The sequence below is a fragment of the Mesorhizobium sp. M1312 genome (assembly GCF_040318115.1).
Lineage (GTDB): Bacteria > Pseudomonadota > Alphaproteobacteria > Rhizobiales > Rhizobiaceae > Mesorhizobium.
In genome coordinates, this window is the sequence record NZ_JAMYLQ010000027.1 from 102,483 (window position 1) to 115,954 (window position 13,472).

Sequence of the window (13,472 nt, forward strand, 5' to 3'; positions counted from 1 at the left end):
GCGGCTGGGGACAAGTCCGGGGATGGGCTTTTTTGACTTGGCCTTATCCACAGGCCCATTTTCTTTGCGCGGGCGGCAACGCATTGACTCCAGTCGGAAATTTCCAACTGTCCCCAAAACCCTCCTATCCGGCAGAAGAAGCACGCGACAATATGCTGGCTGGCCTTTTCCGGGGCAAAGCGGGACAGCAGACAACCACCGATACCAACAGACTCTTAGAATCATAAGATTCCTAGAAATAGAATATTTAATTATAGAGAAGCCTGGAGAGGCGAGTGCTGAATGCCTGAAAACCGGATCATGCTGGACGTGTTGAACGGCAAGGCTGCGTTTCCGCCGCCGATCTGGATGATGCGCCAGGCTGGCCGCTATCTGCCGGAATATCGGGAGACACGCAGGCGGGCCGGATCGTTCCTCGACCTTTGCTACGATCCCGATCTTGCCGTGGAAGTGACACTGCAGCCGATCGAACGCTTCGGCTTCGATGCATCGATCCTGTTTTCCGATATCCTTGTCGTGCCGCATGCGCTGGGCCGCGACGTGCGCTTCGAGGAAGGACGCGGGCCGCTGTTGACGCCGATCTCGGCAACGGAGATTGCGGCTCTCGACGGCGAAACGTTTCACGTGAATCTCGAACCGGTCTACGAGACGGTCAGACGTTTGCGGGCAAAGCTGCCAGATGAAACGACGCTGATCGGTTTCTGCGGCGCGCCGTGGACGGTGGCGACCTATATGATCGCCGGCCACGGCACCTCAGACCAGGCGCCGGCGCGGCTGTTTGCCTATCGCGAGCCGGCGGCTTTCCTGCAGCTGCTGAACGTCCTTGCCGATCATTCGGCCGCCTATCTGATCAGCCAGATCGAAGCCGGCGCCGATGTGGTGCAGATATTTGACTCGTGGTCCGGCGTGCTCGATGAAGTTTCGTTCGAGGCCTTTTGCGTCGGGCCGGTGGCGGAGATCGTCAGGCAGGTTCGGGCCGTCCATCCGAACGTTCCGATCATCGGCTTTCCCAAGGGCGCCGGCGCCCACTATCGCAGCTATCGCCAGAAGACCGGCGTGACGGGGCTGGGGCTCGACTGGACCGTGCCGTTGACGACGGCGAAGGAACTGCAGCGCGGTGGCGCCGTACAGGGCAATCTCGATCCGTTGCGGCTGGTGGCCGGCGGCAAGGCGCTAGCCGACGGCGTCGACGCAATCCTGAAAGCATTGGGCGATGGGCCGCTGATCTTCAATCTCGGCCATGGCATCACGCCGGAGACGCCGATCGCGCATGTCGAGGCGATGGTGAAGATGGTGCGGGCACGTCGATGACCGACACGAATAACGCCAACAGTGGTGCGGACAGCAGCGGGGCGGGAGCGATGCGTCGAGCAGCGATCGCCATCGTCATCTTCCTCGCCCTGGCTGCGCTTCTGTTCCTGTTCGGGCCGGATGATTTCTATCCCTGGGCGAAGGCGATCCATGTCATCGCCGTCATCTCCTGGATGGCGGGCATGCTCTATCTGCCGCGGCTGCTGGTCTATCATGCCGACGCCGAGAAAGGCTCCCGCCAGTCGGGAACCTTCAAGGTGATGGAGCGCCGGCTGCTGCGCGGCATCATCAATCCGGCCATGATCATCACCTGGGCGTTCGGCCTCTGGCTTGCCTGGAAGGGTTTCGGTTTTCAGGGCGGCTGGCTGCATGCCAAGATCGCCGCGGTGCTTGGCCTGTCGGCCGTTCACGGCTATCTGGCCGGTGCGGTTCGTAAATTCGCCGAGGACCGCAACGAAAAGCCCGCGAAGCACTGGCGGATCGTCAACGAGATCCCCACATTGCTGATGATCGTCGTCGTCGTGCTGGTCATCGTGAAGCCGTTTTGACGCCGCCGCATCGGCCAGAAATCGGAACTGATTTTCGGAAAGCACGATGCGGAACTCAAAAAGTCTTACAGCGTCCCTTTGCGCGTCAAGAGAGACGCGCAGCGGCCACAAAAGGCGGCTTGCTCTTTTAGTCGACCGACGATAAAAGACGGGTCTTCCTTCCCGTCATGCGCCGCCCATTCATCGCTTCGGCCGCGCCCGGCATTTGTCGCATCCCGCCGATATTTTCCCCATGCTTACTCACTCAGAGTCCGTCTAATGATGCAAGAAATGAAACTCACCGAGTTCAAGAACAAGAAACCGCCAGAGCTGATCGCTTATGCCGAATCGCTCGAGGTCGAGAACGCCAGTGTGATGCGCAAGCAGGAGCTGATGTTCGCGATCCTGAAGCGGCTGGCGACCCAGGATATAGAGATCATCGGTGACGGCGTTGTCGAAGTGCTGCAGGACGGTTTTGGCTTCCTGCGCTCGGCCAATGCCAATTATCTGCCGGGTCCGGACGATATCTACATCTCGCCGTCGCAGATCCGCCGGTTCTCGCTGAAGACCGGCGATACGGTCGAAGGCCCGATCCGCAGCCCGAAAGAGGGCGAGCGCTATTTCGCGCTGCTCAAGGTCAACACGATCAATTTCGACGACCCGGAAAAGATCCGCCACAAGATCCATTTCGACAATCTGACGCCGCTTTACCCGACCTCGCGGCTGAAGATGGAAATGGATGTTCCGACCTCGAAGGACATTTCGGCCCGCGTCATCGACCTGGTGGCGCCGCTCGGCAAAGGCCAGCGCGCCCTGATCGTGGCGCAGCCGCGCACCGGCAAGACGGTGCTCTTGCAAAACATCGCCCATTCGATCACCACCAATCATCCGGAATGCTATCTGATCGTGCTTTTGATCGACGAGCGGCCGGAGGAAGTCACCGACATGCAGCGTTCGGTGAAGGGCGAGGTCGTCTCCTCGACCTTCGACGAACCGGCGGTGCGCCACGTCCAGGTCGCCGAAATGGTGATCGAGAAGGCCAAGCGCCTTGTCGAGCACGGGCGCGACGTCGTCATCCTGCTGGATTCGATCACCCGCCTCGGCCGTGCCTACAACACCGTGGTGCCGTCATCCGGCAAGGTGCTGACCGGCGGTGTCGACGCCAATGCGCTGCAGCGGCCGAAGCGCTTCTTCGGTGCCGCCCGCAACATCGAGGAAGGCGGCTCGCTGACCATCATCGCCACCGCGCTGATCGATACCGGCAGCCGCATGGACGAGGTCATCTTCGAAGAGTTCAAGGGTACCGGCAACTCGGAAATCGTGCTCGATCGCAAGGTGGCGGACAAGCGCATTTATCCGGCCATGGACATCCTCAAGTCCGGCACCCGCAAGGAAGACCTGCTGGTAGCCCGCCAGGATCTGCAGAAGATCTTCGTGCTGCGCCGCATCCTGGCGCCGATGGGCACCACCGACGCCATCGAGTTCCTGATCGACAAGCTCAAGCAGACCAAGACCAACGCGGATTTCTTCGATTCGATGAATACGTAAAGGGGAAAAGGCGCTGCCCTCTCTTGCCTTCTCCCCTGTGGGAGAAGGTGGAGTGGCGCGCCAGACGGTTGAGGGTGCTGGACGGAACGCGGTTGGTGCCAAGCTGAACACCCCTCATCCGACCGAGCTATCGCTCGGCCACCTTCTACCACAAGAAGGGGAGAAGGGAGAGCCGCGCAGCTCCTTCACCTACTGGCGCCGCAACCGTCGCTCAAGCTCCTCGGCGTCCGTTATCACCGGCAGGCAGACCTGCCCGGTGCACAGCCAGGCGCCAGGCTCGGTCGTTGGCGGCAGAACGCCGCCTGGGAGCATCGGCAGGTTTGTCGCCGAACCGACTGGCACGATAGTGTCGATCCGGCGCGGGTCCGGATTTCGATTCGCGACCGGAACAAGCCCCGGATCCTCCGGGTTCTCCACCAGCACCAGCTTCAACGGCTCGATCGCCAAGGCACAGGCGTTGACGACACCCGCTTGGCCATAGGCCTGGTGCGCCGCACGGCCGGCCGCGTGTTCGGCGACCTTCAAGGTCTTTTCCTGCAATTCGAGATCGCCCGAAAGCGAAGACAATCGAACCATGGCCTCGATGATCTGGCCGGCCACTGACGGAATGGCCTCGTCGACATCGCCCCTGATGCGGATCGGCACGTCGCTGCTGTCCGACGCGGTGAGATAGTAGCCGGTGGTGTTCTCATCGCTATGCCATTGATCGAGCTGCGCGATGAATTGGCCGGCCAGCTCGGTATAACTCGATGTGCCGGTAGCCTCGAACAATGAGATCGCGGCGTTGGTCATGGCGGCGTAGTCGCTCGACAGTGCCGGAAACAGCTTCTTTGCTCCAAGCATCGAATGCGGCAGCCGGCCGTCTCGACCAGCGCTGGCAATGGCAGCAAAGGCCTGTTCCGCCGCCTCGATCCAGTCGATCCGTTTCAGGGCACGCCCGGCTTCGGCGAGAGCCGCGATCACCAGGCCGTTCCAATCGGTCAGGATTTTGCCGTCACGCCCGGGCCTGACGCGCTGCTCCCGGGCTGCCTGCAACTTTTCTTTCAGCGGAATGAGCTGGTCGCGATCGGCGACGCTTTGTGTTTGCTGGGCTTCGGTCTGGTGGATGATTGGCTTGCCTTCCCAACCATGCGGGCTGGAAAGTGTGAAGTGTTGGAAAAATAAGCCTGATTCGTCGCCGAGAGCGGTTTCGATCTCATCCCTGCTCCAGGTGTAGAACAACCCCTCCTCGCCCTCGCTGTCGGCGTCGAGGCTGGCAGCGAAAGCACCGCCATCGACGCGCATCTCGCGCAAGAGCCAGTCGATCGCCTCTTCGATTCGCACCCGGAACAATTCATTGCCTGATGCCGCATAGGCCCAGTTGCACAGCCGGATGAGCTGGGCGTTGTCGTAGAGCATCTTTTCGAAATGCGGCACCAGCCATTCGGCATCGGTGGAGTAGCGGCTGAGACCGCCGCCGATATGGTCATAGATGCCACCCGCCAGCATCTTTTCTAGGCTGAGCAGGACGGCGTCGCGATGGGCTGTGGCGCCGTCGCGCAGCCAGGACAGCCAGAGCGTCTGCATGAATGGCGCATTGGGGAACTTGGGCGCACCGCGCATGCCGCCCAGCTCCCGGTCGATCATGCCGTCGATGCCGTTGGCGAGCGTCGCAAGCGTGTCGCGATCGAGCACGGCTTTGGCATGCGTGCCCGCCAGCCGCGCCTCGACATGCGTGGTGAGGCCGTCGGCGCTTTGGTTAACGCTTTCTTTCTTCTCCCGCCACGCCTTGTCGACCGCCTCCAGCACCTGGACGAAGCCCGGGCGGCCGTAACGGGCTTGGCGCGGAAAATAGGTGCCGCCCCAGAAAGGTTTTCCGTCCGGTGTCAGAAACATGGTCAGCGGCCATCCGCCCTGCTCGCCCATCGACGACAGCGCGGCCATATAGATCTGGTCGATGTCCGGCCGCTCCTCGCGATCGACCTTGATATTGACGAAGAGACGGTTCATGACGGCGGCGACGTCGTTGTTCTCGAAGCTTTCGTGCGCCATGACATGGCACCAGTGGCAGGCGGCGTAGCCGACCGAGAGCAGGATTGGCCGCTGCAGCGCCTTTGCTTCGGCGAGCGACGCCGGCGACCATGCCCGCCAATGCACCGGGTTGCCGCTATGCTGCTGCAGGTAGGGGCTGGCCTCTTCGGCAAGTAGATTTTGCGCGGGCAGATTTTGCGCGGTCACGGTCGGGCACTCGGCGAATTGTCGATGAATAAGCGAAGCTAGGGCGGTTGTGCTGGGTCGGCAAATGATTTCAGGTGATTCCATAGTTGCCCTGTCGAGCGGCCGCCTGCCCGCTGGTGTTGCCGTGATCCGCATTTCCGGCCCGCAAAGTCGATTTGTCGTTGAAACGATTGCCGGTTCAATGGTTCAGAATCGTGCTGCCGCCTATCGCAAGTTCAGGGCGCCGGACGGATCGGTGCTCGACAGCGGCCTGGTCGTCTTCTTTGCCGGCCCAAACAGCTTTACCGGTGAGGATATCGCGGAATTCCATGTCCATGGCGGGCGCGCCGTGGTGGCGCGGATGCTGGAGACGATCGCCGGCTTCGACGGCGTCAGGCATGCCGAACCGGGTGAATTCACCCGCCGTGCGTTTCTCAACGGCAAGGTCGATCTGGTCGAGACCGAGGCGCTGGCCGATCTCGTCAATGCCGAGACGGAGGCGCAGCGGCGCTTTGCCATGCAGAATGCCGAAGGGGCGCAGAGCGAGCTCTATCTCAACTGGCGCCGTCGGCTCATTCATGCACGGGCGATGATCGAGGCCGAGATCGATTTTGCCGACGAAGACGATGTGCCGGGTTCCGTTGCGGAGACGGTCTGGTCGGACGTCCGCGCGATGATCGGCGAGATCGAGCGTCATGTCGAAGGGTTCCGGGCCGCCGAAATCATCCGCGACGGCTTCGAGGTCGTCATCCTCGGCGCGCCGAATGCCGGCAAATCCAGCCTGTTCAACGCTCTGGCCCGGCGCGAGGCGGCGATCGTCACCGAAGAGCCCGGCACCACCCGCGATCTGCTCGAAGTGGTGCTCGACCTGGAGGGGATGCGTATAAGGGTAACCGATACCGCCGGCCTGCGCGAGACGCCCGGCAGGATCGAGGCCATCGGCATTGAAAGGGCGAGGAGCAAGGCCGGTACTGCCGGTCTGTTGCTCGTGCTGGAGGATCTGGTGGCGCCGGTCCCGATCGGCGCGATTCCGGCCGATATCCCGACATTGCGGGTTGGGACAAAAGTCGATCTGCTGCAAGATAAACCGCCGGCGCTTGCCAGGCGCTACGACGCGGTAATCTCGACCAGGGACGGCAGCGGGCTGGCGGAATTGCTAGCGGAGATCGGCCGCCGCGCCGCCGCGCAGATCGGCCAGGCCGGCGATATCCTGCCGTCGCGTCTCAGGCACGTCGAACTCCTCAACGAGACGAACCGCTACTTGCTTGTAGCAGTGACAGGGACCGAGCGCGGACAGGAGTTACGGGCCGAGGAATTGCGACTGGCAGCGGATAGGCTTGGCCGGATTGTCGGGGCAGTCGATGTCGAGGACATGCTGGACGTCATTTTTTCGCAGTTCTGCATCGGCAAATGACTCACGTGAAACATTGCAGGCAGGCAGGCTTCGGATGATTCACGTGAAACGCTGAGCGTTGACGGGCAGGAGGAGGCCAGCCGCCAGCCGCCAATCTCGACGTCTGCGACTAGCGTAGGCCTCCATCACTTCGTCATCCTAGGGCGGAGCGAACGCGAAGCGGGAGCATGGACCCTAGGATCCATGCCGTAACGCCGGCCGAAGAATGCGGCGGCTTGGAATGACGCTTGCGTTCGTAACGCCGCCGCCGCCCGCTCTGTTCTAGCCCGACAGAGCACTGCCGTGAGGTAACGGCATGGATCCTAGGGTCTTCGCGGCGTCGCTTCGCTCCTGCTCCGCCCTAGGATGACGAAGGGAGGGGAAGCCTTGGCTAATCTCGAAAGCTTCGCGATAACTCAGCGATGAACTTTGGTTGCCGCCCGCCAAATCTCGGTGCCAAGGCACCAGTTGCATTGTTTCACGTGAAACGATTCACTGAGCGTTCTTGACAGCGCAGGCTCTCGGGGACATGTGTCGGTCCACTTGAATTCGGGATTCTGAAATGGCCGATCACTATGATGTTGTTGTGGTGGGCGGCGGCCATGCTGGTTGCGAGGCGGCCAGCGCCGCCGCGCGCGCCAGCGCGAGAACGGCACTGGTGACGCTGCGCTTCGAGACGATCGGCGTCATGTCCTGCAACCCAGCGATTGGCGGGCTCGGCAAGGGGCATCTGGTTCGCGAGATCGACGCCATGGACGGCTTGATGGGGCGCGTTGCCGATGCGGCCGGCATCCAATTCCGCTTGCTCAACCGCCGCAAGGGACCGGCGGTGCGCGGGCCGCGGACGCAAGCCGACCGGAAGCTGTACCGGCTCGCCATGCAGGCGGCGATTCGCGAGCAGGCTAACCTCGACGTGGTCGAGGGCGAAGTTCTGGATTTCGAAATCGACAATGGACGCATAGCGGCCGTGCTGCTGGCGGGTGACCGCCGGCTTGCCTGCGGCGCCGTGGTGCTGACCACCGGCACCTTCCTGCGCGGGCTGATCCATATCGGCGAGAAGAAGATCGTTGCCGGCCGCATGAACGAGCAGGCCAGCCTCGGCCTGTCGGCGACGATGAGCCGTGCCGGCTTCAAGCTCGGACGGCTGAAGACCGGGACGCCGCCGCGGCTGGATGGCCGGACCATCGATTGGGCCTCGCTGGAAAGCCAGGCGGCGGATGACGACCCGGTGCCGTTCTCGCTGTTAACCGACAGCATCGACACCCCGCAGATCCATTGCGGCATCACGCGTACGACCGCAGCCACACACGAGCTGATCCGCGCCAATCTGGGCCGTTCGGCGATGTATTCCGGCTCGATCGAAGGGGTGGGGCCGCGTTACTGCCCGTCCATCGAGGACAAGATCGTCAAGTTCGGCGACCGCGAAGGCCACCAGATCTTTCTGGAGCCGGAAGGGCTGGACGATGACACCGTTTACCCCAACGGCATTTCGACCTCGCTGCCCGAGGACGTGCAGCTCGACATTCTAAAAACCATCCCAGGCCTCGAACGCGCCACCATGCTGCAGCCCGGCTACGCCATCGAATATGACCATGTCGATCCGCGCGAGCTCAAGCCGACGCTGGAAACCAAGCGAATCGGCGCTCTTTTCCTTGCTGGACAGATCAACGGCACCACCGGCTACGAGGAGGCCGGGGCGCAAGGGCTGCTGGCTGGCCTCAATGCCGCGCGTCAAGCGTCGGCGAGCGATCAGATCGTGCTCAGCCGCACCGAGGCCTATATCGGGGTGATGGTCGACGATTTGACCAGCCGCGGCATCGCCGAACCCTACCGGATGTTCACCTCACGGGCAGAGTTCCGGCTGTCGCTGCGGGCCGACAATGCCGATGAGCGGCTGACGCCACTGGCTGTGAGGCTCGGTATCGCTTCGCCGGAGCGAATGCATCGGTTCAGCGAGGTCGTGCAGGACCTTGAAAAGGCGAGGGACATTGCGCTTGGCACGACCATGACTCCCAACGAAGCGGCGCGCCATGGGCTCGAGATCAACAGGAACGGTGTGCGCCGTTCCGCTTACGAGTTGCTGGCTTATCCCGGGGTCGATGTCGCCTGGCTGACCCGAATCGCTCCGGAGTTCGCGGCAATCGACGCCAAAACGGCCGAACGCCTCGAAACGGAGGCGAAATATTCGGTCTATCTGGATCGCCAGCAGGCTGATGTCACGCAGATCAGGCATGAAGAGAGCCGGCTGATCCCGGCTTCGCTCGACTTTGCTTCTGTTCCCGGCCTGTCCAACGAGCTGAAGCAGAAGATGCTGGTGCGGCAGCCGGGTTCCATTGCCGACGCCCAGCGCATGGAAGGCATGACGCCGGCGGCGCTGGCGATCATCGTCGCGCATGTCCGCAACGCCGAGGCTGCTGCGCGAAGGAATGTAGCGTGAGCGCTGCCTGGTGGGCGAGCCTGCAAGAGGCTGCAGGTCCCGTTTCACGTGAAACATTCGAACGCCTGGTCGAGTTTGAGACGGTCTTCCATAAATGGAACCGCCGGATAAACCTGGCGGCGCAATCGACGCTAGACGATGTCTGGCGCCGCCACATCCTCGACAGCGCGCAGCTGGCGCGAATCAAACCGGGCGCGAAGCGCTGGGTCGATCTGGGCTCTGGCGGCGGTTTTCCCGGCCTTGTGCTTGCCTTTCTGCTCGCCGACCGTGACGGCGCCAGCATCGACCTGGTTGAAAGCAACCGGAAAAAAGCATCGTTCCTGCAAACGGTCGTCGGGCAATTCAATCTGCCCGCGAGAATCATTGCGCGGCGCATCGACGATGCTTATTCGCTTGTTTCGACACCTGAAATCGTCACAGCCAGGGCGCTGGCTTCGCTTCCGATGTTGCTTGACCTATCAGCGCCGTGGCTGACGGCGGGCGCGCGCGGCCTGTTCCACAAAGGCCGGGATTACCGCGCCGAAGTGGCAGAAAGCGCTCAACGATGGTCGTTCGATCTGGTAGAACATGCCAGCGCGACCGACGCTCATGGCGTCATACTCGAACTGTCTGATTTGCGCCAACTGACTAGATCGGCGACCTCGGAATGAATTTCTGGCATAGACCCATGATGAAGAATGGCCCCCGAATCATCACCGTTGCCAACCAGAAGGGCGGCGTCGGCAAGACGACGACGGCCATCAATCTGGCCACGGCGCTGGCGGCGATCGGCGAAAAGGTGCTGATCGTCGACCTCGATCCGCAAGGCAATGCCTCGACAGGCCTTGGCATCGACCGCAAGGACCGTACCGTCTCGTCCTATGACGTGCTGACCGGCGATCTGGAACTGGAAGCAGCGGCGATCCCGACGGCCGTACCCGGCCTGTCGATCGTGCCGTCGACACTCGACTTGCTCGGCATCGAGATGGAGATCGCTTCCGCGCCCGACCGGGTGCTCAAGCTGCGCAATGCGCTACGTGCCGCGAGCGAGCGTGGCGCGCCCTTCGGCTATGTGCTGATCGATTGCCCGCCATCGCTCAATCTGCTGACGCTGAACTCGATGGCGGCGGCCGATTCGGTCCTCGTGCCGCTGCAATGCGAATTCTTCGCGCTTGAAGGCTTGAGCCAGTTGCTGGAGACGGTCGAGCAGGTGCGCCGCTCGATCAATCCCGATCTGATCATTCAGGGCATCGTGCTGACCATGTATGATGGCCGCAACAACCTCGCCAACCAGGTGGTGCAGGATGTGCGGGCGCATATGGGCGACAAGGTCTATGAAACCGTCATCCCGCGCAATGTGCGTGTTTCCGAAGCGCCGTCCTATGGCAAGCCGGCGATCCTCTACGACCTCAAATGCTCGGGCAGCCAGGCCTATCTGCAGCTTGCCTCCGAGGTGATCCGCCGCGAGCGCAAATTGCGCGCCGCCTAGGGATAACGACTTGCAGAAGCTGATTCGATACCGAAACGATCTGGACAGACGATGAGCGAAGACTTTTCAAGAAAAAGACTGGGGCGAGGACTGGCCGCGCTGATCGGCGAAATCGATCGTCCGGCGGCGCCGGAAAAGCAGGGCATGAATGCTGACGGCAAGGTGCCGATCGAGTTCCTGAGCCCGAATCCTAAAAATCCGCGCCGGCATTTCGGCGACGCCGACCTCACCGATCTTGCCCAGTCGATCCGCGAACATGGTGTCGTGCAGCCGGTGGTGGCGCGGCCGTCGCCGACGCAAGCTGGCCGGTATGAGATTATCGCAGGCGAGCGGCGCTGGCGGGCGGCGCAACGCGCCGGGCTGAGCGAGATCCCGATCATCGTGCGCGATGTCAACGATCGCACGGCGCTTGAGCTGGCGATCATCGAAAACGTCCAGCGCACCGACCTCAATCCGGTCGAGGAGGCGATGGGCTATCAGCAGCTGATCGACGATCACGGCTACACCCAGGCCGATCTCGGTCAGGTGATCGGCAAGAGCCGCAGCCATGTCGCCAACACGCTCAGGCTCTTGAAGCTGCCCGACGTGATCCGTGACATGCTGGTCGACGGCGCGCTGTCGGCCGGCCACGCCCGCACATTGGTTACGGCGCAGGATCCGGCGGGCCTGGCCAAGCGGATCGTCGAGGAGGGGCTTTCGGTGCGCCAGGCCGAAGCGCTGACGCAGATGCCGGCCGGCGCTCCAACCGTAAAGCGACAGCCTGCGGAACCGGCACAGAAGGATGCCGACACGCTGGCGCTGGAAAAGCTGATGACCGACACGATCGGCATGATCGTCACGATCGAGCATAAGGAGCGCGGCGGCGTGCTGCGCGTTGGCTATCGGACACTGGACCAGCTCGATGAGCTCTGCCGGCGCTTGAAGCAGGAGCGATAGGTGCTTGAGGTACGGATGTTTTTAGCCGGCAAATGATCTTCTGGCTTAGGATTAAGCACGGCTAAGCGGACATGTTCGTCCTGGTAATACAAGAGGGCTGGCGATTGCCAGCCCTTCCTTTTTCAGGGCGCTGGTGATTGGCGAAATCGCCGGGGCTGCTGATCTCCCCCTTGAGGGACCCTTGTGGGGAGGGGGCAGTGGTGGGGGATCCATCGTAGAGCGAAAGCCTCGGCTTTCCACCTGCGATAGCCCTGTTTTGGGGGGGAGATGGCCGGCGGGGCAGGTCGTCTCCCATATAGCGACGGCACCTTGCGGAAGCGAAGAAGATGTCGGCGTTCCACGCTCGGCGACCCCCTCTTCGCCTTCGGCGACATCTACCCCTCATGGGGGGAGATCAGGTGCGCTGCGCCAGCCTTGCACTCTCCACGGCAATGCCGAGCAGCGCCTGCCTTGCCAGCGCGACCGAGAGGTCCGGCCGACGGCGCGTCTGCAGGACCGCGGTCTGCAGCCTGGTCAAGGCGCGGCCAAGCGCCTCGCTGTTCCAGCGTTCGAGAGCCTTCTCCACCAACTTGCGCCGCGCGAAAAAAACCGGCGGGCGCGCCGCGGCAACGACCGCCGCGGCGTTGCGGCCGCCGGCGTCCATCAGGCCGCGCATCGCCTGCATCGCCTGCAGCTGCCGCATCGCGGATGAAAGCACCAGAAAAGCCTGGCCGCCGGCCTGGCAGTGGCGGGTGAAGGCCATGTCGAAATCGCCGACCTTGCCTTCGAGCACGGCATCGACGGCGTCGTCGAAGGACAGACCGGAAACATCACCCGACGTCGCCTTGACGTCGTCGAGGCCGATTTCGCTCTGGCCGTGGGCGTAGAGCAGCAGCTTTTCGATCTCGCCGCGCGAGGCCAGCCGGTCACCACCGAGGTTGCGGCGCAGCACCTGGCGGGCCTCCAGCGTCATCGACATGCCGGCCTTGCGCAATTCCTCGTCGATGACCGTATCGATGTCGCGGGCCTCGTCGGCATAGCACGGTAGCGCCATGGCAATGTCGGCCGCCTCAACAATGGCGCGCAGGCCAACGCCTTTCTTCAGGTCGCCGGCCTCGATCAGGATGATGGCGTCACGCGGCGGCTCTGATGTCAGCGCCTTGACGTCGTCGGCAAGCGCCTTCTGGCCGGAAGCATTGCGCACCCACAGCAGGCGCCGCTCCGAAAACATCGGCACCGTGCGGGCTTCGTCGAGCAGGCGGCCCTCGTCGCGGTCGACTTCCGAACCGTCCAGCCTGACCACCGAGAACGGATCGTCGAGCGGCAGACCGGTTTTCCCGGCAAAGGCCTTCGCCCGCTCGGCGACGAGCCCGCGGTCCGGCCCGTAAAGCAGGACGATCGAGATGCGCGGATCCGGCCGCGCCAACCACGAATCGACCTCGTATCCTTTCTTCTGTGCCATGGATTCTGGTTAGCACGATGCGGGCGCGGGGTGAAATGATGGGTTGAATGGATTGTTTCGAGACGTCGGTGGGACAGACGGGGCGCGAAGGAAGGCCGGTCTCAAGACTTGGGTTCCTCGCCCACGCGAAGCGGCCGGAGAGGGGGCTTTCGCAAGGCGCGGTTCCCCCCTCTCCGTCTCGGCTTCGCCGAGCCACCTCTCCCCCACTCCCGTGG

At 62.7% G+C, this 13,472-nt stretch carries 10 protein-coding genes; 8 read left to right on the forward strand and 2 right to left on the reverse strand.

The annotated features are described in order from the left end of the window. Positions 1–282 precede the first annotated feature (282 nt). The 3 genes from hemE (at position 283) to rho (ending at position 3,386) form a co-directional block, all read left to right on the forward strand. Entirely contained in the window at positions 283–1,311 is a 1,029-nt protein-coding gene (gene hemE / locus NKH36_RS26190; RefSeq protein WP_352965098.1) for a uroporphyrinogen decarboxylase, read from the forward strand. After that, positions 1,308–1,859: a protoporphyrinogen oxidase HemJ gene (hemJ, locus tag NKH36_RS26195; RefSeq protein ID WP_352965095.1), complete on the forward strand. Its 552-nt coding sequence runs from the start codon at positions 1,308–1,310 to the stop codon at positions 1,857–1,859. Before hemE ends, hemJ begins: the two co-directional genes overlap by 4 nt. A gap of 261 nt (positions 1,860–2,120) precedes the next feature. Further along, positions 2,121–3,386, forward strand: a complete 1,266-nt coding sequence (rho, locus tag NKH36_RS26200; RefSeq protein ID WP_027153631.1) for a transcription termination factor Rho — start codon at positions 2,121–2,123, stop codon at positions 3,384–3,386. Between the two features lie 189 nt (positions 3,387–3,575). Here the strand turns inward: rho and NKH36_RS26205 are convergent, their stop codons facing one another. Next, positions 3,576–5,603, reverse strand: a complete 2,028-nt coding sequence (locus tag NKH36_RS26205) for a thioredoxin domain-containing protein (RefSeq protein WP_352965093.1) — start codon at positions 5,601–5,603, stop codon at positions 3,576–3,578. Between the two features lie 64 nt (positions 5,604–5,667). Between NKH36_RS26205 and mnmE the strand changes: the two genes are divergently transcribed. The 5 genes from mnmE to NKH36_RS26230 all read left to right on the forward strand — a co-directional run bounded on the left by mnmE (position 5,668) and on the right by NKH36_RS26230 (position 11,816). Next, on the forward strand, positions 5,668–6,996 hold the full coding sequence (gene mnmE, locus NKH36_RS26210) for a tRNA uridine-5-carboxymethylaminomethyl(34) synthesis GTPase MnmE (protein WP_352965091.1): 1,329 nt from the start codon (positions 5,668–5,670) through the stop codon (positions 6,994–6,996). Positions 6,997–7,537: 541 nt separating this feature from the next. Beyond that, complete coding sequence (gene mnmG, locus NKH36_RS26215) at positions 7,538–9,412, forward strand: tRNA uridine-5-carboxymethylaminomethyl(34) synthesis enzyme MnmG (RefSeq protein WP_352965089.1); 1,875 nt, start codon at positions 7,538–7,540, stop codon at positions 9,410–9,412. Beyond that, entirely contained in the window at positions 9,409–10,062 is a 654-nt protein-coding gene (rsmG, locus tag NKH36_RS26220; protein WP_352965087.1) for a 16S rRNA (guanine(527)-N(7))-methyltransferase RsmG, read from the forward strand. The genes mnmG and rsmG overlap by 4 nt, the downstream gene beginning before the upstream one ends. A 17-nt stretch (positions 10,063–10,079) precedes the next feature. After that, the gene (locus NKH36_RS26225; RefSeq protein WP_352965085.1) at positions 10,080–10,880 is read left to right on the forward strand and encodes a ParA family protein; all 801 of its coding nucleotides are present in this window, start codon (positions 10,080–10,082) and stop codon (positions 10,878–10,880) included. 51 nt (positions 10,881–10,931) lie between these two features. Further along, a complete protein-coding gene (locus tag NKH36_RS26230; RefSeq protein ID WP_352965082.1) occupies positions 10,932–11,816 on the forward strand; it encodes a ParB/RepB/Spo0J family partition protein in 885 nt (294 codons plus the stop codon). A 394-nt stretch (positions 11,817–12,210) separates the two neighbouring features. On the opposite strand, the gene holA is transcribed toward NKH36_RS26230, so the two are convergent. Then, the gene (holA, locus tag NKH36_RS26235) at positions 12,211–13,257 is read right to left on the reverse strand and encodes a DNA polymerase III subunit delta (RefSeq protein WP_352965079.1); all 1,047 of its coding nucleotides are present in this window, start codon (positions 13,255–13,257) and stop codon (positions 12,211–12,213) included. Positions 13,258–13,472: the final 215 nt, after the last annotated feature.